The 19,814-nt window shown below is 72.4% G+C and carries 14 protein-coding genes and 1 riboswitch; of the genes, 6 read left to right on the plus strand and 8 right to left on the minus strand.

All coding sequences use genetic code 11. The features are described 5' to 3' along the window. Positions 1–67: 67 nt before the first annotated feature. From ABZ635_RS01680 to ABZ635_RS01690, 3 genes are all read right to left on the minus strand, one after another. On the minus strand, positions 68–922 hold the full coding sequence (locus ABZ635_RS01680) for a MetQ/NlpA family ABC transporter substrate-binding protein (protein ID WP_357757236.1): 855 nt from the start codon (positions 920–922) through the stop codon (positions 68–70). 70 nt (positions 923–992) lie between these two features. Next, positions 993–1,724, minus strand: a complete 732-nt coding sequence (locus ABZ635_RS01685) for a methionine ABC transporter permease (RefSeq protein WP_357757239.1) — start codon at positions 1,722–1,724, stop codon at positions 993–995. Next, entirely contained in the window at positions 1,721–2,677 is a 957-nt protein-coding gene (locus ABZ635_RS01690) for an ATP-binding cassette domain-containing protein (RefSeq protein ID WP_357757415.1), read from the minus strand. The genes ABZ635_RS01685 and ABZ635_RS01690 overlap by 4 nt, the downstream gene beginning before the upstream one ends. Positions 2,678–3,319: 642 nt before the next feature. Here ABZ635_RS01690 and ABZ635_RS01695 point away from each other — a divergent pair. Both ABZ635_RS01695 and ABZ635_RS01700 read left to right on the plus strand, forming a co-directional pair. Further along, positions 3,320–4,429: a hypothetical protein gene (locus ABZ635_RS01695; protein WP_357757242.1), complete on the plus strand. Its 1,110-nt coding sequence runs from the start codon at positions 3,320–3,322 to the stop codon at positions 4,427–4,429. A 590-nt stretch (positions 4,430–5,019) separates the two neighbouring features. Further along, positions 5,020–6,045, plus strand: a complete 1,026-nt coding sequence (locus tag ABZ635_RS01700; RefSeq protein WP_357757244.1) for a DUF3558 domain-containing protein — start codon at positions 5,020–5,022, stop codon at positions 6,043–6,045. 88 nt (positions 6,046–6,133) lie between these two features. Here ABZ635_RS01700 and metE read toward each other — a convergent pair whose 3' ends face one another. Further along, complete coding sequence (gene metE / locus ABZ635_RS01705) at positions 6,134–8,410, minus strand: 5-methyltetrahydropteroyltriglutamate--homocysteine S-methyltransferase (RefSeq protein ID WP_357757247.1); 2,277 nt, start codon at positions 8,408–8,410, stop codon at positions 6,134–6,136. Between the two features lie 137 nt (positions 8,411–8,547). Next, positions 8,548–8,763, minus strand: a riboswitch (cobalamin riboswitch). A gap of 231 nt (positions 8,764–8,994) precedes the next feature. On the opposite strand from metE, the gene ABZ635_RS01710 reads away from it, so the two are divergent. Next, a complete protein-coding gene (locus ABZ635_RS01710; RefSeq protein ID WP_357757418.1) occupies positions 8,995–10,527 on the plus strand; it encodes a polysaccharide deacetylase family protein in 1,533 nt (510 codons plus the stop codon). Between the two features lie 198 nt (positions 10,528–10,725). Beyond that, complete coding sequence (locus tag ABZ635_RS01715; RefSeq protein WP_357757250.1) at positions 10,726–12,189, plus strand: polysaccharide deacetylase family protein; 1,464 nt, start codon at positions 10,726–10,728, stop codon at positions 12,187–12,189. 59 nt (positions 12,190–12,248) lie between these two features. Here the strand turns inward: ABZ635_RS01715 and ABZ635_RS01720 are convergent, their stop codons facing one another. From ABZ635_RS01720 to ABZ635_RS01730, 3 genes are all read right to left on the minus strand, one after another. Continuing rightward, positions 12,249–13,388, minus strand: a complete 1,140-nt coding sequence (locus ABZ635_RS01720) for a quinone-dependent dihydroorotate dehydrogenase (RefSeq protein WP_357757253.1) — start codon at positions 13,386–13,388, stop codon at positions 12,249–12,251. Then, positions 13,385–14,308 carry a PAC2 family protein gene (locus tag ABZ635_RS01725; protein ID WP_357757256.1) on the minus strand — a complete coding sequence of 308 codons (924 nt, stop codon included), beginning with the start codon at positions 14,306–14,308 and terminating at the stop codon, positions 13,385–13,387. The genes ABZ635_RS01720 and ABZ635_RS01725 overlap by 4 nt, the downstream gene beginning before the upstream one ends. 191 nt (positions 14,309–14,499) lie before the next feature. After that, positions 14,500–15,462 carry a DJ-1/PfpI family protein gene (locus tag ABZ635_RS01730; protein ID WP_357757259.1) on the minus strand — a complete coding sequence of 321 codons (963 nt, stop codon included), beginning with the start codon at positions 15,460–15,462 and terminating at the stop codon, positions 14,500–14,502. Between the two features lie 107 nt (positions 15,463–15,569). Here ABZ635_RS01730 and ABZ635_RS01735 point away from each other — a divergent pair, with 107 nt between their 5' ends. After that, positions 15,570–16,355, plus strand: coding sequence for a hypothetical protein (locus ABZ635_RS01735; protein WP_357757262.1), 786 nt, complete (start codon positions 15,570–15,572; stop codon positions 16,353–16,355). A gap of 91 nt (positions 16,356–16,446) precedes the next feature. Here the strand turns inward: ABZ635_RS01735 and ABZ635_RS01740 are convergent, their stop codons facing one another. Next, complete coding sequence (locus ABZ635_RS01740) at positions 16,447–18,225, minus strand: ABC-ATPase domain-containing protein (protein WP_357757264.1); 1,779 nt, start codon at positions 18,223–18,225, stop codon at positions 16,447–16,449. Between the two features lie 311 nt (positions 18,226–18,536). On the opposite strand from ABZ635_RS01740, the gene ABZ635_RS01745 reads away from it, so the two are divergent. Then, entirely contained in the window at positions 18,537–19,784 is a 1,248-nt protein-coding gene (locus ABZ635_RS01745; protein ID WP_357757267.1) for a nucleotide disphospho-sugar-binding domain-containing protein, read from the plus strand. Positions 19,785–19,814: the final 30 nt, after the last annotated feature.

Genomic DNA, 19,814 nt, shown 5'->3' on the forward strand with positions numbered 1-19,814 from the left:
GGAGAGACACCTCCCCGAGATTCAACCGTTACCGTCCGTCCCCGCAGGCGGGGACGGACGGTAACGGTCAGTCGGAGGCCCGACCGGCCGGGATGACGATCCCCTGCCAGCGCTCCTCCATGAAGTCCCGCACCTCCTCGCTGTGCAGGAGCTCGTTGAGCCGCTCCAGCTCCGGCGAGTCCCGGTCCTGCGCGCGCACCACCAGACCGTTGGCGTAGGGGTTGTCCTCGGTCTCCTCCCGCGCCAGCGTGTGGGCGGCCGCGGGCAGGTCCGCCTCCAGGGCGTAGTTGCCGTTCACGACGGCCGCCTCCACGTCCTGGAGGGAGCGCGGCAGCTGGGCCGCCTCCACCGCGGTGACCGAGACGTTCAGGGGGCTGCCCTCGATGTCGGACTCCGACGCCTGGCCCCGGGTGTCCTCCGCCAGCGTGACCACGCCGTTCTCGGCGAGCAGCCGCAGGGCGCGGTCCATGTTCGACGGGTCGTTGGGCACCGCGATCCGGGCGCCCTCGGGGAGGTCCTCCAGATCCGTGACGCTCTCGGAGTACAGGCCGAAGGCCTCCAGGTGCACGTCCTCCACGTAGGACAGGTCGGTGCCCGGGTTGCCCTCCAGGTACTCCTCCAGGAAGGGGACCGTCTGGTAGTAGTTCGCGTCGAGTTCGCCCTCGGCCAAGGCCGCGTTCGGCTGGTTGTAGTCGGTGTACTCGACCACGTCGACGGCCAGACCGGCGTCGGCCGCGAGCCGCTCGTCGACGAACTCCAGGATCTCCGCGTGCGGCACCGGGGTGGCGCCGACCCTCAGGGTCACGACGCCCTCCTCCCCCTCGCCGCCGCCCGCCCGCTCACTGGGGCTGCCGCAGCCCGCCAGCAGGACCGCGGCCGCACCCGCCGCAGCGGCCCCCCGCAGCGTCTTCGTCCCTGTCATCACTTCTCCTCGCCGTTGAATCCGGACAGTTCGGGAGGGGGTGGGGGAAGGCGGGGGGCCGCGGCGCGGCTCAGCGCCGGGACAGCCTGCGTACGAGCAGGTCGCCGAGGCTCTGCGCCACCTGCACGATGACGATCAACAAAATGACGGTCGCCCACAGGTAGTGGTCGTTGAAGCGCTGGTAGCCCTCGCGGATGGCGAGGTCGCCCAGGCCACCGCCGCCGATGGCGCCGGCCATCGCGGAGTAGGAGATGAGCGTGACCACGGTCATCACCGCACCCGCGATGAGACCGGGCATGGCCTCGGGCAGCATCACCTTGCCCACGATCGTGAGCCTGCGGGTCCCCATCGCGTGCGCGGCCTCGACCACCCCGCGGTCGACCTCGCGCAGGGAGGTCTCCACCAGACGGGCGAAGAACGGGATGGCCCCGATGCTCAACGGCACGATCGCGGCCGTCGGGCCCAGGGTCGTGCCGACCAGGAAGCGGGTGAGGGAGAGCACCGCCACCATGAGCACGATGAAGGGGAGGGAGCGGCCGATGTTGACGACCGCGCTGAGTACGGCGCGCACCGCCGGGGCCGGGACGAGGCCACCCCGGTCGGTGGCGACCAGCAGCACCCCCAGCGGCAGACCGATCAGGACGCTGAAGACGGTCGCCCACCACACCATGTAGACGGTGTCCAGGGTGCCCAGCCACAGGTTGGGCCACATGGTGGGCCAGTCGGCGACGAAGTCACCGATCGCGGTGAGCGCGTTGCCGTCCTCCGCGAGGACGAGGACGTCGGCGGGGTTGAGGGTCACTTTCCGGCCTCCTCGACCAGCAGGCCGTGCTCGGACAGGTAGCGCAGCGCGTCGGCTCGGCGCTCCCCGCGCATGTCGACGCTCAGCCGCCCGACGGACTGTCCGGCGACCTGCTCCACGCCGCCGCCCAGGATGTTCACGTCCACGTCGAACCGGCGGGTGAGCTCGGACATGAAGGGCTCGTCGAAGGAGCGCGGGTAGGTGATGACCACGCTCTGGGGACCCCCGTTGTCCGGAAGCGGGAACAGGGATCGGGCCAGCAGGGAGCCCGGGGTGCCGATGAGGTCCAGCACGCGGCCGGACTCCAGGAACCGCCCGTCCTCCATGATCGCGGCGGAGTCGCAGATCCGCTTGATCACGTCCATCTCGTGGGTGATCAGCAGGATCGTCAGGCCCAGCTCGTCCCGCAGGCGCCGCAGCAGGGACAGGATCGAGTCGGTGGTGGCCGGGTCCAGCGCCGAGGTGGCCTCGTCGCTCAACAGCACCTGGGGGTCGGAGGCCAGGGCGCGGGCGATGCCCACCCGCTGCTTCTGGCCGCCCGAGAGCTGGGAGGGGTAGGCGCGCGCCTTGTCCCCCAGCCCCACCAGTTCCAGGAGCTCGCCCACCCGGGCGGCGCGCCTGGCGCGGGAGACCCCGGCGACCTCCAGGGGGAAGCCCACGTTGCCCGCCACCGTGCGGGAGGAGAGCAGGGCGAAGTGCTGGTGCACCATGCCGATCCGCCTGCGGGCCGCTCGCAGACGGGACCCGCGCAGGGAGGTGAGTTCCTCCTCCCCCACGCGCACGGAACCGGCGTCGGGGCGTTCCAGCAGGTTCACCGAGCGCAGGAGGGTGCTCTTTCCGGCACCGCTCTGGCCCACGACCCCGAAGATCTCGCCGGACTCGACCGACAGGTCCACATCGTTGAGAGCGTGCACCTGGCGTTTCTTCAACCTGTAGGTCTTGTGTAGACCCACTGCGTCAATCACGGTTTTCCCATCGACGTCTGGCGGTGGTGTCCCAGGGAGCGCTCACGGGCGCGGATGCGCTCCGGGCCCGGCGCGGGTGTGACGCCCACACCCGAGCGTACGAAGCGCTCACCTGGCGTGCGGGGCGGCGCGCCGGTACCCGCGGCGATCGCGGAGCGGCGGAGGACGGCCCCCGGGGGGTGGCCCCGGCGCGGTGCGCCGGGCGCGGCTCGGGGTCCGAGGCGGCTAACGGGGCATGCGACAGCGGCCGCCGGGCAGCGGAACGCACCGCCGGGTGGTCTTCGCCGTGGCGGCGGGAGTCGCTTTACCGTGCTCAGGAGCCTTCACGCCGTCAACTCAACCATGGCCGACCGGGTCGGTTCATCACTTTACTCGCCGTGAATATGGTTATTTTGAACACATTGAGGCTTTTGCCGGAGAGTCCTACCGCACTCTCCCGCCCGCGAGTCCTCACGAGTGCCTAGACTCATGACCGTCCCGTGACTCTTCGTCGGCGCACACGCGCCGCGAGTACCGAGGGCCGCCGCGGCCCCACCGCCGCCGCGCCCGCCCGGGAGAAGACGAGCAGACGCACCCACGACGCCCCGTGCCCGCAGGGGGACGCGCGTGGGTCCGAGGAGCGACCACACCGTGCAGTTCGAGGACACCGAGCAGTTCCAGGGCGCGGCGCAGACCGACGGCCACGCCGACTTCTGGGCGCCCGACCCACCGTCCCGCACCCGGGGCGAGGCCCTGGCCGACCTGGCCGAGGGCGCCCGCGCGCTGGGCGCGGGCGCCCTGTCCGGGCTGGCCTCGGCGGCCCCGCCCCGTGGAGCCCGGATCGCCGCGCTCTGTCTCTCGCTGGTCGCCGCCACCGCCCTGCCGCTCCTGCCCGCCTCCGCCGCTCCGGCCCCGGGAGCGCCGCCCCGCGAACCGGAGAGCATGAGCGACCTCAAGGACCGGGCCGCCGCCCTGACCGAGGAGTTCGAAGGCGAACTGCGCGACATGGAGGCGGTGATGGAGGAGGCCGAACGCGCCGGGGACCGTGCCGACGCCACCCGCGAGGAGGTCGAGGACGCCCGCGACCAGGTGGTGTCCCTGGCCGTGGCCACCTACACCAGCGGTGGCATCGACCCGGCCATGTCGTTGTTCGTGGAGGCCGAGCCGGACGAGGTCATCGACCGCGCGGTGGTCATCGACTACCTGTCCACGACCAACCAGGAGAAGATCGACCACCTGAACCAGGCGCTGTCCCGCGACGAGGTCGCGCAGCGCAGCGCCCAGGAGCGGCTGGACGAGGCCTCCGAGGACATGGACGAGCTGGAGGAGCGCCGTTCGGAGGTGCACGTCCTGATCGCCGACCACCCGAACCAGCCCATGCAGCCGCACAACAGCATCACCCCCCGCACGGAACAGATGCGGGACCTGGTGATCGAGCGGTTCGGCCGAGGCGACGACGTGGGCGGGGTCGGCTGCTACCGGCCGGACGGCGGCTGGGTGGTCGGAGAACACCCCAAGGGGCGCGCCTGCGACTTCATGCTGCACCCGAACGGCGGCATGCCCGACCAGGAGCAGATCGACCGGGGCTGGGAGATCTCCGAGTGGGCGAGGGAGAACGCCGACGACCTGGGGATCATGTACGTCATCTACCGGCAGCAGATCTGGGACGTGCGGCGCGGCGACGAGGGCTGGCGTGCGATGTCCGACCGGGGCAACATGACCGAGAACCACTTCGACCACGTCCACATCTCGATGTTCTGAGCTCTCGGGGCGGGGTGCGGCGTGGCCGCACCCTGGCCACAACCGGCCACAGGCGTCACATCCCGCACGCAAACCCGGTGCGTCCCGCCTGCGCAGGTCAGCGGCGTGGAGGTCGCGGGACGCCGACCCGACAGCCCGTGAAGCCATTACCCGAACCCCCACCCGCGCGTCCACACCCGGACATCACGATGACGTCACACCAAGGGTGACTTCGGGTACGAGTGGCACGAAACGATGACGATTCGGTCCCTAACCCCAGGTCCGGCCTGCCCTGGCAGCACCTGCCACGGCTAGGATGCAAGGCGTCCCGACCCCTGGCCCGCGGGAAACCGACCCGCTGGCTCCACATGCGGCGGTCGGTGCCCCGTTGGAACCGGGGACCTCCTCACGACACGGGGAACTCCCGCTCTCACCCGTCCGCTCTCGCCCGCGGTCACGGCGTCCGAGGCGGGCCGCCCTCCCCCACGGTTCCCCGTGCTGTCACCCACCCGGCGATCCGCCGGTGGCCACCACGGGAACTCGTGAGAACCCACGGGCGCCAACGAGCGCCTCACACAAGACGGTCACCACATCACCGGGCGAGGGGAGCCATGAGCGAAAACGGACCTTACAACCAGCCACCGCAGAACCCCTACGGCGGCGACGGCACCGGCGGACAGCCGCCCTACGGGCAGCCGCAGGGAGCCCCCTACGGTGACGCCGCCACGGGCGGCCAGCCGGGCTACGGTCAGGGCCCCTACCCGGGCGCGCCCGGCCAGGACCAGGGCATGTACGCGGGCGGACAGCCACCCTACGGACCCGGTCCGGGAGGCCCCGGCGGTCCCCCCGGCTACCCGCCGGTCCCGCCGCCCCAGCAGGGCGGCGGAGGCAGCAAGGCCGGCCTGTGGGTGGTCATGGGCGGCGGCGTCGTCATCGTCATCCTGGTGATCGCCGTGGTGGTCATGCTCGTCACCAACGGCAGCGGTGACGGCGGCGAGGAGATCGCCGCGGGCCCCGACGAGACCTCCGAGGCCCCCGAGGCGGAGCCCGTGGAGGAGGAGCCCGCCGAGGAGGAGCCCGTCGCGGGGGGCGCGCTCGGCGACCCGCCGCACGCCCTGCCCACCGAGCCCTGCGAGTCGTTCACCGAGCAGATCCAGACCGACTTCGACCTGCGCGACAGCGGCCGCAAGTACGTCTCCGACAATTCGTCGAGCTGCTCCGGCCTCGGTGAACTCCCGGACAACAACTCCGGTGACGGCTTCGGCTCCCTCGAGATCGCCTACAAGCTCCCCTACAGCGCCAGCGACTCCCCGGAGGCCGCCTCCGAGGACCTGAACTACACGCTGGAGCGCATCCGGGGCGAACACGATTCGGACCGCTACGAGGCCGACGACGTCGAGGTGGACGAGGAGCTCGACCTGGGCAGCGAGTCCTACCTGCTCGTCACCCGGTCCGAGCGGCTCGGCGACAGGCTCCCGGAGGCCACCGTGCTGCTGCGCCAGGACAACGTGGTCATCACGGTCACCTACTACCTGGACACCACCCGGGGCGGCCGCGAGGACCTGGAGCTCTCCGACGACGTCCAGGAGATCATGCTCAACGCCGGGAACGAGGCGCTGGCCGCCCTCGCGGGCTGACCGGCGCGGTCACCGAACGGACCTGGCACGAAGGGGGCCGCGGCGTCGCCGCGGCCCCCTTCGTCGCGCGTTCGGGCGCGGTTCCCGACTACGGGAGGTCGGCGCGGACCCGGCGGGCCGCCTCGACCATGTTGCGCAGGGCCTGTTCGGCCTCCGCGTAGCCCCGCGTCTTCAGCCCGCAGTCCGGGTTGACCCACAGGTTCCCGGCGTCCACGTGCGTGGCGGCCAGGCGCAGGGACGCCTCGATCTCCTCCACCGAGGGCACGCGGGGCGAGTGGATGTCGTACACGCCCGGGCCGATACCGCGCTTGTAGCCGCGCTGGCCCAGGGCCTCCACGAGTTCCATACGGGACCGGGCCGCCTCGACACTGGTGACGTCGGCGTCCAGGGCCTCGATGCCGCCGACGATCTGGTTGAACTCCGAGTAGCACATGTGCGTGTGGATGGTGGTACTCGCCGCCACCCCGGACGTCGCCAGGCGGAAGGAGTTCACCGCCCAGTCGAGATAGGCCGCCCGCTGCTCCTCGCGCAGGGGCAGTAGTTCGCGCAGCGCCGCCTCGTCCACCTGGATGTGGCGGATGCCCGCGCGCTCCAGGTCCGCGACCTCGTCACGCAGGGCCAGACCCACCTGTCGGGCGGTCTCGCCCAGCGGCTGGTCCGTGCGGACGAAGGACCAGGCGAGCATCGTGACCGGACCGGTGAGCATGCCCTTGACCGGCTTGTCGGTCCGCGACTGCGCGTAGGTGATCCACTCGACCGTCATCGGTTCGGGGCGCGAGACGTCACCGAACAGGATCGGGGGGCGCACGCACCGCGAACCGTAGGACTGCACCCAGCCGTTCTCGGTGGTCGCGTAGCCCTCCAGCTGCTCGGCGAAGTACTGGACCATGTCGTTGCGCTCGGGCTCGCCGTGGACGAGGACGTCCAGGCCGATCTCCTCCTGGAGCGCGATGACGCGGTCGATCTCCGCGCGCAGGGTGCGCTCGTACTCCTCCGTGGCCAGCTCTCCACGGCGGTGGGCGGCGCGGGCTCGGCGCAGTTCGGCGGTCTGCGGGAAGGAACCGATGGTGGTCGTGGTGAGCGTGGTGTCCGTGGGAATCCCACGGTCCTCGGGCCGCTCGTAGGCGTCCTGACCCAGGGCGTCCAGCCGGGCCCGCACACGGGCGTCGGTGAACGAGGGGGTCCCCGTGGCCGACGCGTCGAACGCGGAGTCGCCGCCCTCGCTGAGGACACGGCCGAGCAGGGCCACCTCCCCCGCCTTCTGCTTGGCGAAGGCCAGCGCGGCCCGCAGTTCCGGGGCGAGCGCCGTCTCGGCGTCCAGGTCGATGGGCACGTGCAGCAGCGAGCAGGAGGTGCTCACCGTGAGCTCGTCGGTGAGGGCGAGCAGGGTGCCCAGCTCCGCCACGGCGGCGGGCAGGTCGGTGCGCCACACGTTGCGCCCGTCCACGACACCCGCGACCAGGCGGGTGGAGCCCAGTCCGGAGACGGCCGCGAGGTCCTCGACGCCCTCGGAGTCGGTGACCAGGTCGAGGCCGACCGCCTCCACCGGGGAGTCCTTGAGCACCCGCAGGGCGGCGGCGCCGATGGAACCGAAGTAGGTGGAGACCAGGAGCGCGGGACGGTCGGTGAGGGCGCCCAGACGGTCGTAGACGCGCTCCAGGTGACCGACGCAGGCGCGGCCCTCGTCGGTGGCCAGGATCGGCTCGTCCAGCTGGACCTCGGTGGCGCCGGCCTCCCTGAGGTCGGCCAGGAGCCGGGCGTAGGCGTCCAGGAGCTGGTCGAGGAGCTCGATGGGCTCCCATCCCTCGGGAGCGTCGTCGGCGGCCTTGGCCAACAGGAGGAACGTCAGCGGGCCCACCAGCACGGGCCGGGTCGGGAACCCGGCCTCAGCCGCCTCGCGGAACTCGGCGACCGGCTTGTCACCGACCAGGCGCGGCCGGGTGCTGGGGGAGAGTTCGGGGACGAGGTAGTGGTAGTTGGTGTCGAACCACTTGGTCATCTCCAGCGGCGGGGCGCCCTGCTCGCCCCGGGCGAGCGCGAAGTAGCGGCGCAGCTGCTCGTCGCGGTCCCCGGCCTGGGCCGGGGAGGCGAACCGGGAGGGGACGAGGTCGAACAGGACCGCCGTGTCCAGCACCTGGTCGTAGTAGGAGAAGGTGTTGGACGGCAGGTCGTCGACGCCCGCCTCCCTGAGCTGGGAGTACACGCCCAGACGGAGGTCGGCGGCGATCGTGTCGAGCTCGGCGGCCGTGGTGCCGCCCTTCCAGTAGGACTCGCTGGCGCGCTTGAGTTCGCGGTGGGGGCCGATGCGCGGGTAGCCGTGCACGGTGGAACGCACGGACGGCCGGGAGGCCGGGGTGCTGGGCATGGAGCTTCTCTCCCTCGTCGAAAGCCGGGCACCGACCACGAGGAGGTGAGGACGCGGACACGCCGACGGACGCCTCGCGGCGTACGATCGTCTCCGCCCTCGGCCCTCCCTCGGGGCACGGGACCACCGACGGCACGGGTGCGCCGCCGGGTGGAGGCAGGTCTTCGGACTCGTGGGCACCTCCGGCGTGACCGCCGGACTCCTACTGGTCACCGCTTCCCAGTTCCCGACTTCTCAGGTCGGATCACCAGTGCTCTAGGCGACGTTCGTTCCCACTCACCGCTGCGGGGCAGTCCCGGACTCGCACCGGGTTCCCTCTCTCGACACGCGACACCCGTCCCGAAGGGATTTCGGGGAGACCAAAGGCGGAGCGTGTACCTTCCACGGCTGCAAGTATAGGGAGCACCCCCTCTGCCCCTACACCCGGCGTGGCCATCGCCCACTCGGCGTGAACCCGCCCCGTGTTCGCGGCATCACACCCGACAACCAGCGTGCGTGGGGGCCCTCTCCCCCGTCACCCCCACGAACGTTCGTCTGACGATGAACGTGGAGAACCCCAGGTGAAGCAGCAAGACCGGCAGACCATGGCTCCCGACCACCCCCTCCTCACGGTCGCGACCGCGGTGGTCGTCGTGCTGGGACTGGTGCTGTCCGTCTCCGGACCCAGAGGACCGTTGGAGGACAGCGCCCTGGCGGACGACACCGGCGATCACTCCTCGGAGGGCGGGGATGGTCCCCCCGCCACCGGCGAGCCCGACCAACTGACCACGGTCTCCCCCGACGCGGTCCCCGGGACCGAGGAGGTGACCCTCGCCCACGACGGACGCGCCGACGTCACCGTCACCTACCCGGCGGTGCCCCACGCCGCGCCGCTGACCGACTTCCTGGACCGCACCCTCACCACCCAGGTACGGGCCTTCGAGGCCGCCAACCCCGGTGCGCGCTCCTTCGTCGGCGAGTGGGGCCTGACCGCCGCCGAAGACCGTGTCCTCGGGGTTCGGTTGACCACCGCCGAGACCGACTCCGAGGAGACCAGGGAGGGGCACAGCACCTACTGGTACGAGACCGACACGGGCGCCGTCCACGGCTCCAGCGAACTGATCGCGGGGCAGACCGAACTGGCCGAGCTCAACGAGAGGGTGCGCGAGGCGGTGGCCGGCACCGACGCCGTACCCTCGTCCCTGCACCCGATCAGCGCGCTCTACGACTCCGTCGGCTTCAACCCCGACGGCGACCTGGTGGTGGAGTTCGACTCCGGCCAGGTGGCCCCCGCCAGCGCGGGCCGGGTGCACGCGGTCATCCCCCGGGACGAGGCCGAGCCCCTGCTGTCGGAGTTCGGGCTGCGGGCGCGCGCGGCCGCCACGACGGGCGTTCGCGCGTTCACGATCGACCGTGCCCCGGAGGCGGACAAGGACGGCTCCGCCCCCACCGCGCCCGGCGTGCTCGCCCCGCGCGACGACACCGTCGACTGCGCCGACCCCGACACCACGTGCGTGGCGCTGACCTACGACGACGGTCCCGGCGGGCGCACCCCCGAACTCCTGGACGCGCTGGCCGCCCATGACGCGAGGGCCACCTTCTTCGTCACCGGCCTGCCCGTCACGGAACACCCGTGGGTGGTGCGCCGCGCCTACGCCGAGGGGCACGAGATCGCCAACCACACGCTCGACCACCCGAACCTGACCGAGCTGTCGGCGGGCGCCGCCCGTGAGAACCTGGAGGCGACCCAGGCCCTGGTGTACCGGGAGACCGGCTACACCATGGACCTCATGCGCCCCCCGTACGGAGCCACCAACGCGAAGGTCGCCGACGTCACCCGCGAGCTGGGCCTGGCACAGATCCTGTGGAGCGTGGACACCAACGACTGGCGGGACCGCAAGGCCAGCGTGGTGCGCAAACGCGTCCTGGACGGAGCCTCCGACGGCGCGATCATCCTGATGCACGACATCCACCCCACGACCATCGACGCGTCGATCGACGCCATCCGTCTGCTGGACGAGCGCGGGTTCACGATGGTCACGGTGTCGCAGCTGCTCGGCACCACCGAACCCGGACGCGAGTACGTGGACGGCACCCCCGACGAAGAGGAGCGGGAGACCGCCGACGGCTCCGCCTGACCCGCGCCTCCGGGCCGGTGACCACTTGTGGTCACCGGCCCGGAGGCCGCGGCCCCGTCCCCTATGTTGCTGCCAGCGGCCGGGGGAGAACCCCCACAGGGACGAGGGAGTCGGGTGTTGGCGCCGAGGAGAGCAGGACCGGTCAGAACCGTTGCGCGCGCCCGTTCGGGGCGCCCGCGCCCGTTCCGGGCCGGGGCCGTGCTGGTGCTCCTGGCCCTGCCGCTGGCCGCCTGCGGGAGCGCGAACCCCGGCGCGGGCGGCGGCGACCCGCAGCGGCTCACGGTGCTGTCCGAGCGGTCCGTGGACGGGATCGGCGAGTGGCGGGGCGAGGCCCGTGACTTCCCCGGGCACCCCGTCGATCCGGCGGGCGTGGAGATCAGCGTCGCCTACCCGGAGATCGAGGGCGCCGCAAGCCTGTCCGAGGGCCTGGCCGCACGGGTGGACCAGGAGGTACGGGACTTTCGCGCGGGCACCCGCGACCCGGTGCGCCTCGACATCGGCTGGGAGCTGGTCGCCGCCGGGGAGGGCCTCGTCGGCGTCCGGCTGGTGCGCACCGAAGAGGACATGCACGGTCTGCGGGAGGGCTACTCGACCTACTGGTACGACGCCCGCTCCGGGGCCGTGTCCTCCTCCACCGAACTCCTGCGCGGGCAGGAGGAGTTGGGCCTGCTCAACGGGATCGCGCGCGAGGAGCTCGCCGACCTGGCCGACGTGGACCCGAACGCCCTCCAGCCGGTGCTGCGGACCTACGACTCGATCGGGTTCAACGCCGCCGGGGACCTCGTGGTGGAGTTCGACGACGGGCACCTGTCACCGATCGTCGACGGGCACGTACCCGACAGCTCACCCGGGCGCCGGGCCGTGGTGGTCGACCACGATCGGGCCCGACCACTCCTGTCCGACCTCGGAGAACGGGCCCGTGAGGCCTCCCTCGCGGACGAACCCGACCTGCTCCCGCCGTCCGCCGGGGAGGCCGGGAAGGACGACCCGAGCGACGACCCGCCCCCCGGCGCGGTGACGGCGGGCGACCCCGGCGTCGACTGCCAGGACGGGATCACCCGGTGCGTCGCCCTGACCTTCGACGACGGCCCCGTGGACGCCACCCCGCACCTGCTGGACCTCCTCGCCGAGGAGGAGGTGAGCGCCACGTTCTTCCTCAACGGCGGACCGGCCCTGACCCGGCCGAGCGTCCTGCGCCGCGCCTACGCCGAAGGGCACGAGATCGCCAGCCACGGCGACGAACACGAACACATGAACACGATGGACGCCGAACGCCTGCCCGCGCAGACGGCGGCGGTCAGCGCGATGGTCCGCAGGCAGACCGGGTTCACCGTGGAACAGTTCCGGCCCCCGTTCGGGGCCACCGACGAGGCCGTGCACGAGGAGATCGCCGCCCAGGGCATGGCGGAGGTCGCCTGGACGGTGGACAGCCGCGACTGGGAGGGCCACGACCGGGACGAGATCGTGGAACACGTGGTCGCGGAGGTCGAACCGGGCGCTGTCGTCCTGTTGCACGACCCCCAGCCCGCCACGCTCGCCGCGGTCCCGGAGATCATCGAGCGGCTGCGCGCCCGGGACTACGTCTTCGTCACGAGCGGCCAGGCCCTCGGCGGACCCGAACCCGGCCGCGTGTACCCGCCGGACTGGGACGGCGACTGGTAGGGGCGGCCCGAACACGCGCGGGCGGGCGACGGGACACCGCCGACCGCCCGCGACGCCGGTCAGCTGGCCTCGGGGGCCTCCCGGACCACCGTCAGGGCCGGGGCGGGAGCGTCGGAGCCCACGGCCTCCTGTACGGAGCGGTACCCGGCCTCGCGGACCAGGCGGGCCAGGCCCCGGTGGATGCGGCGCGGCCACAGCGGACCGCCGTAGATCAGCCCGGTGTAACCCTGGACCAGGGTGGCCCCCGCCCGGACACGCGCCCAGGCGTCCTCGGGGGTCTCGACACCGCCGACGGCGACCAGGGTCACGCGGTCGCCCACACGGGAACGCAGACGGCGCAGGACCTCCAGCGAGCGCTCCTTGAGCGGGGCGCCCGACAGGCCCCCGGCCCCGGCCGCCTCGACCTCGGCGCCGGGAGAGTCCAGCCCGGCGCGGGAGATGGTGGTGTTGGTGGCGATGATCCCGTCCAGGCCCTCGGCCAGCGCCAGGTCGGCGACGGCGTCGACGTCCTCGTCGGCCAGGTCGGGGGCGATCTTCACCAGCAGGGCGAGGTCGGGTCGGCCCGCCTCGGCCAGGGCCGCGCGTACTGCCGCGACCAGGGGACGCAGCTGCTCCACACCCTGGAGGTTGCGCAGGCCGGGGGTGTTCGGCGAGCTGACGTTGACGACCATGTAGTCGGCGAAGGGGGCCAGTCGCAGCGCGCTCAGCGCGTAGTCGGCGGGGGCCTCCTCCTCCGGGGTCACCTTCGTCTTGCCGATGTTGATCCCGAGGACCGGGCCCCGGCGCTGGTGGTGCAGCCGCTCGGCGACCAGGGCGGAACCCTCGTTGTTGAAGCCCATGCGGTTGACGATGGCGCGGTCGGCCACCAGCCGGAACAGGCGCGGCTTGGGGTTGCCCGGCTGCGGGTGGGCGGTCACGGTGCCCACCTCGACGAAGCCGAAGCCCAGGGCGGCCAGACCGCGCGGGCTCTCGGCGTTCTTGTCGAAACCGGCCGCCATGCCCAGCGGGCCGGGGAACTCACGGCCGAAGGCGTGCACGGTCAGCTCGGGTTCGCGCGGGCCCAGGACCCTGCCCATGGCCTCGGCCACGCCCGGTACGGCGGTGACGCCGCGCAGGGCGGCGAAGCTCAGCTTGTGGACGGTCTCGGCGTCCATGTGGCGCAGGACCGAGCTGAAGAGGATCTGGTAGAACACGGTCATCCGTTTCCGTCTCCCTCGCGTTCCGCGAGGAAGCGTTCGAGTTCCGCGCCGAGCTCGTCGGCGGTGGGCAGTCCCGAGTCGTCGTCGGTCAGCGGGGTCGGGCCGCCGCCCTCCTCCGAGCGCGAGGACATGATGTCGTCGTACTGGCGTTCCAGGTTGGCCACCACGCGCTGGACCTCCTCGGAAGCGGCGACCTGTTCGGCGATCTCCACGTCCGTGGCGGCGGCGACCTCCTCCATGGCCTCGGTGGACAGGGCCAGACCGGTCGCCCCGGCCACGTACTCCAGGGCGGCGATGGCCGACCGGGGGTAGGTGGACTGGGCCAGGTAACTGGGCACGTGGATGGTGTAGCCGACGAAGTCGTGACCCTGCTCCCCCAGCCGGTACTCCAGCAGGGCGGCCACGCTGGCGGGCACCTCGACCCGACCGATCCAGGGGGTGTGCCCCGCGATCAGTTCGGGACGGGTGGAGTGCGGCGTGACCGTCACCGGCCGGGTGTGCGGCACGGCCATCGGGATGCCGTTGACACTGATCGACAGGGAGACGCGGAACCGGTCCACCAGCCCCGTCACGGCGGCGACAAAGCCCTCCCACGCGAGGTCGGGCTCGGGCCCGTGCAGGACGAGGAAGGGGTGGCCCTCCTCGTCACGCATCCGGTACAGGGCCAGCTTGTGCGGCCGGTAGTCGGTCCAGGTGTTCTCGACGAAGGTCATCTGCGGCCTGCGGTCGCGGTAGTCCACCAGCAGGTCCGTGTCGAAGGTCGCGACCTCCTCGGCGGTGAACCGCTCGAACAGCGAGTCGGACAACTGGCTGCCGACGTTTCCGGCGTCGACGAAGCCGTCCAGGCAGACGAGCATCACCAGCCCGGTGACGTCGTCGAAGCCGGGGTGGAGTTCGTACAGTTCTGCGGGGTCGCGCACCGGGTTCTCGTCTCCAAAACTGGTCGGGGTCGCAGGACGGCGACGCACCCGTACTGGCCTGCCCGAAGGGCGCGAGCGGCGCGCGGCGGGGTCGCTGTGCCCTGCTTTTCCACCATACCGACCCGATGCGGGTGGGACCGGTCCCGGCGCCCCCGGAGGTGACGACGACCACACGCCGGGGGGCCGGACCGTCAGGGACGCCGGTGCACCGCCCGGAAGCGCGAGGGCGGGGTCGCGTAGAACTCGACGAAGACCTGGCGCAGGGTCTCCGCGGAGCCGAACCCGCAGAGGGCGGCCACCCGGGTGACCGGCAGGGCGGTGGACTCCAGGAGGTCGGCTGCGGCCTCGGCCCGGGCGCGGCGGACGAGATGGGCGGGGGTGTGGCCGGTGTGCGCCAGGCAGAGTCGGCGCAGGTGGCGGGAGCTCACCCCTGCCGTGCGGGCGAGAGCGCCCGTGGAGAGGTCGCCGTCCAAGTGGTCGCGGACGTAGGTGAGCACCTTCCGGACCAGCAGGTTCTCCGGGTCGAGGGTGGTCAGCACGCTCATCTGCGCCTGGTTCCCGGGGCGTTGGAAGTAGGTGACCAGGACCCGGGAGACCAACCGGGCCAGGGCCGGACCGTGGTCCTGCGCGACGAGGTCCAGGGTGAGGTCCAGCGCGCTGGTGACCCCGGCCGAGGTCGACACCGGGCCGTCGTGGACGAAGATCGGCGCCGGGTCCACCGTCACCCCGGGGTAGCGGTCGGCGAGTTCACGAGCGAAGTGCCAGTGGGTGGTGGCGCGGCGACCCTCCAACAGCCCGGCGGCGGCGAGCACGCTCGAACCGGTGCACACCGAGGCGACCCTGCGGCTCTCCCGGGCGAGTCTGCGCACGTGGGCGACGAGCGGGGCGTGGGCAGCCGCCCGCCGGTGCCCCCATCCGCCCGAGACCACGAGGGTGTCGAGCGGACCCCGCAGTTCCTCCAACGCCGCCTGGCCCTGGAGCGTGAGGCCGGAGGAGCAGCGGACCGGCGCCGCGCCCGGCGTCGCCAGGGTCGTCTCGTAGGCGGGCCCGTCGGGGAGGAGATCGTTGGCGGTGGCCAGGGTCGAGGTGACCGAGGAGATCTCCAGGAGCTCCGCGTCCTCGTAGGCCACGATCACGACTCTGCGTGCGTCCATGACGGTCACTCCCCCGACCGGGTCCGTCCGGACAGGATTCCCAGGATTTCGGACCCGTCCCAGCCTACGCCTGGCCGCCGCCCGCGGGCCGGCGCAGTCTGGTCGGCATGACATCCCCACCTTCCGGCGGCCGGTCCTCGAAGGCTCGTCCGTCCACCTCCTCCCCCGTCCGCGCCTACCGGGACGCGGACACCGGCCACGACGCGCGGGGCGACGTCCGCCGCCGGGCCGCCGGGGGCGCCCCGGCGGTGACACCGGCCCGGTTCCCCTCCGGAGCCGACGACCTCGGCTCCGCCGGAGGCGGGGCGGTCGGCCCCGACGGTGGTCGTGCGGCCGGGGCGCGGGGCGCCCCCGCCACGACGTTCGGGCGCTGGTGGCCCGCGCTGACCGCCGCCACGGCCGCCGCGCTCACCGTCACGGTGGGCGGAGACAGCGGCGGGCTCGTGTTCCTCCTGTTCACCCTTCCGGTCATGTACCTGGCCGTCGCGGTCCTGGACCGGCCCCGGACCAGCTGGCTGATGGTGGGCTCGGTGATCGCCCTCCACTTCCTGCTGGAGGCGGCGGGCCTGCCGTCCTGGCCGTTCGTCCTGGTGCTGGGGGTGCTGCTGGTCGCGGTCGGACTGGTGCGCGGGCCCCTGCGCCGCCCCGGGGTGTTCGCGCTCCAGACCCCCGCGCTGGCGGTGTTCGGCGGCGCCGGGCTCCTCACACTGGTGGTGTCCCCCGAGGCAGCGGTCGCGGTGGTCGCGGTCGGTCTGCTCGCGCACGCCGCCTGGGACTCCGTGCACTGGTGGACCCGGAAGGTGATCTCGCGGTCCCTGGCCGAGTGGTGCATGGTGTACGACACCGCCGTGGGCGCCACCATCCTGGTGGCCCTTCTGGTCAGGGCGTTCTGAGGTCGCGAGTGGGCGCCCGGGCGACCACAGGGGCCCGGGCTCCGCTCGCTCGGGCCCGCCGCGCCGGACGCCGTGGGCGCGGCACACGCCGTCAGCGGTGGCGGACCACTCTCAGGGTCCGCAGCCGGTTGAGGACGGCGCCGATCTCGTGTCGGCGCGGCAGGGCGTAGTCGCCGCCGAAGTCCGTACCGAGCAGGCCCACGCCCTCCTTGGCCAGGGTCTCCTCCAGGGAGTCCAGGGCCTCGGCCACGGTCCGTCGGCCGTCCAGGTGCTGCCCCCGGACCAGGGCGCGCAGGGCCAGACCCGCACCGGTGATCTGTCCGGGGTCCACGAACTGCTCCACCGAGCGCACGTCGATGTCGCCCTCCCCGTAGACCAGCACGTCCATGTCCCGGCGCTTGATCCGGCTCCGCCCCTTCGTGGTGTCGTCATCCACCGACCCGGGGTCGACCACGCGGGCCCGGGGCAGGGTGAACTCGGCGTCGACACGGTCGCGTGCCAGGGTGCGCGCCTTCTCGGTGACGTCGTGCGGGTGGTAGGCGTCCAACATGATCACCTGGTCGGCGACGTCGAAGTAGTCGCCGCTGCCGCCCATGACCAGGACCGTGGAGACCCGGTGCTCACGGTGCAGGGGCCGCACCAGGTCCACGAACGGCACCAGGGGTTCCCGGTCGCCGTGCACCAGGGTCTGCATGCGCTCGTCGCGGATCATCAGGTTGGTGGCGGTGGAGTCCTCGTCCACCAGCAGGGTGCGCGACCCTGCCTCCACCGCCTCGCAGATGTTGGCCGCCTGCGAGGTGGAACCCGAGGCGTTCTCGGTGCGGAAGTCGCGGGTGTCGGCACCGGTGGGCAGGTTGCGCACGAAGGGGCTGACGTCCACCCGTTCCACGCCGCGCCCTTCCTCCGCCCGGATCTTGACCGCGTCCTCCCTGGTCACGACCAGTTCGCGGCCGTCACCGAGCACGTGGTCGTAGACACCGCGCTCCAGGGCGTGCAGCAGGGTGGACTTGCCGTGGAAACCGCCGCCGACGATCAGGGTGATGCCTTCGGGCACCCCCATCCCGGTGACCGTGCCCGCGTGCGGGAGGTCCACGCTCACCCGCAGGGTCTCGGGTGCGGAGAAGGGAACCACGCCCTCCCCCGCCATGGGCTGGTCGCTCACGCCGCTGCGCCGGGGAAGGATCGCCCCGTCCGCGACGAAGGCGACCAGACCCCGGTCGGCCAGCCCCGCCCTGAGGGCGACGGTGTCGGCCACGCTGTCGGCGAAGGCCACGGCCTCCGTCTCGTCGATCTCGTCCCAGTCGAGGTCGTCGACCAGCGCCGGAAGGGTGCGGCACAGTTCCCGCTCGGCGGTGCGACCGTCGATCCGGCGGCCGTGTCCGGGCAGGTCCACCCCGATCCGGAGGTCGAGGGCCCCGTCCTCGGTGACCTGGCAGGACGAGCGGGCGATGACCTCCTGGCCGCCGGTGTCGATCTTCAGCAGCGACCCCCGCAGCAGACGGCGGGCACGCCGCCCGAGGTAGTCGGCGGTGGCCCGGCGGCGTACCGGGTCGGCGAAGGCGCTCGCGGGGATACCGGCGTCGGGACGCAGGACGCGGACGCGCGAGGGCGGCGCGAAGGGGTCGGCCTGGACCCGCTGCACGGTGAGGGTGAAGTCACCGAAGTCCCAGTCACCCTTGAGTGACTTGTAACGCCCGTAGGAGGCGCCCTGCATCTTCAGGAGCTCCTCGGACAGGCGCGCCTCGTCGCGCCTGCCGCGGATGGGCTCGGGCTCGGGCCTGCGGCCCCCGCCGCCGCGACCGCCGCCCTCGCCACGGCCCCCGCCGCCGTACCGGCGCCCCTGGCCGCCGTTCCCGCGTCGCTCCGTCATCGCTTCCCCCGGTGTCGCTACGTACTGCTACTCCCGCCAGATTAGGACTTCTGTGCGCATCCCGCTCCGACCCTGTGGACAACCGCGTCGGTCGGGGGCTCTCCGCTCGTGGCGACGGTTCAGTCCGGCGGAACGGGCGGCGCGTCCGTGAGGGTCGCCTCGAACCCGCCCGGCTTCGTCTCGCCCGGCGGGTGCGGCAGGACGCCGTCGGACCTCCAGCACACGCACGACACCTCCCCAGGAGGGCCTTTGCCCGTCACCTCCCCGACGGCTAGGTTTCGGGGAGTCCCCTCTCCCGAGGAGTCCGCACCATGAACACGGTCCTGTTCGCACCGGAAACCTTCAACCTCGCCGAGACGACGAGGGCGATCGAGGTCGCACGGCAACTCCGAGACCGGCACGAGTGCGTGTTCGCCGGGTACTCCGAGCGGTACGCGGGACTGATCCAGGACGCGGGCTTCGAGTACCACCCGCTCTCCCCGGAGCTCACCGACGAACAGGCCGACCAGCTGATCCGCTTCGACCAGGGCCGTGGCGCGAGCCACCCCTTCACCACGGAGAGGGTTCGGGCCCGGGTCCGGAGCGAGCTGGCCCTGAACACGCTGGTGCGGCCCTCGGCCACGGTCATCGGCACCACGCTGAGCCAGATGATCTCCGCACGCGTCAGCGGGGTCCCGCTGGTCTACGTCAAACCCTTCGCCTACTCGTGGCCGCACCTGCGCCAGGCCGACTCCCTGCCACTCCTCCAGGAGAACCGCCGCCTGTCCCGGGCGGTCAACACCGGCGCGGCACGACTCCTGCGCGAGGCAGCCCGATACACCACCCTCAAGCCCGGCGGCTTCTCCAGGGTCGCCCGCGAGTACGGGGTGCGGCTCCCCCGCCGAACCGTGGAGGCCCTGGACGGTGACCTCAACCTGGTCGCCTCGATCTCCGGTTACCTGCGCCCCTACCGGCTCCCGCCCCACTACCGCTGGGTGGGTCCGGTGTACGCGAAACCGCCCCTGGAGGTACCGCCGGAGGTGGAGCACCTGGTGCGGACCGCGCGCGGGGCCGACCGCCCGGTCGTCTACTTCGCGATGGGCAGTTCCGGGAACCGCGACATCGTCCTGAGGGTCCTGCGCGAGCTGTCCCGACTTCCCGTCACGGTGATCGCCCCGGTCGCCCGCTACCTCGGGCCCGGTGACCGGGAGCGGCTCGGAACACACGTGCACGTGTTCGACCTGCTGCCCGCCCACCGGCTCGGCGACCTCGTGGACGCCTCGGTCATCCACGGGGGCGAGGGCACCGTGCAGACCGCCGTCGCCTCGGGGAAACCGTTCCTCGGTATCGGGCTCCAGCTGGAGCAGCGCTGGAACGTCGCCGAATGCGTCCGCTTCGGCAACGCCGTGGGACTCACCCCCCGCCAGACCGAGGGGGAACGGCTCCGCCGAGCCCTGGAGTCCCTGCTCCGCGATCCCCACCTGCGCGTCCGAGCCGAGGAGCTCCGGCAGCGGCTGGCCGGTGTCGACGGAGCCCGCAACGCCGCCGACCACATCTGCGCCCTGATCTCGACACCCTGACTGGGGACCACGGGCCCACGCGACGTAGGA

The organism is Nocardiopsis sp. NPDC007018, assembly GCF_040635075.1.
Lineage (GTDB): Bacteria > Actinomycetota > Actinomycetes > Streptosporangiales > Streptosporangiaceae > Nocardiopsis.

Excerpts from the sequence above, each read along its gene's own strand:
- ABZ635_RS01680 (WP_357757236.1), bottom strand. The coding sequence starts at position 922 with ATGACAGGGACGAAGACGCTGCGGGGGGCCGCTGCGGCGGGTGCGGCC.
- ABZ635_RS01745 (WP_357757267.1), top strand. The coding sequence starts at position 18,537 with ATGAACACGGTCCTGTTCGCACCGGAAACCTTCAACCTCGCCGAGACG.
- ABZ635_RS01735 (WP_357757262.1), top strand. The coding sequence starts at position 15,570 with ATGACATCCCCACCTTCCGGCGGCCGGTCCTCGAAGGCTCGTCCGTCC.
- ABZ635_RS01740 (WP_357757264.1), bottom strand. The coding sequence starts at position 18,225 with ATGACGGAGCGACGCGGGAACGGCGGCCAGGGGCGCCGGTACGGCGGC.
- ABZ635_RS01710 (WP_357757418.1), top strand. The coding sequence starts at position 8,995 with ATGGCTCCCGACCACCCCCTCCTCACGGTCGCGACCGCGGTGGTCGTC.
- ABZ635_RS01700 (WP_357757244.1), top strand. The coding sequence starts at position 5,020 with ATGAGCGAAAACGGACCTTACAACCAGCCACCGCAGAACCCCTACGGC.
- ABZ635_RS01730 (WP_357757259.1), bottom strand. The coding sequence starts at position 15,462 with ATGGACGCACGCAGAGTCGTGATCGTGGCCTACGAGGACGCGGAGCTC.
- metE (WP_357757247.1), bottom strand. The coding sequence starts at position 8,410 with ATGCCCAGCACCCCGGCCTCCCGGCCGTCCGTGCGTTCCACCGTGCAC.
- ABZ635_RS01720 (WP_357757253.1), bottom strand. The coding sequence starts at position 13,388 with ATGACCGTGTTCTACCAGATCCTCTTCAGCTCGGTCCTGCGCCACATG.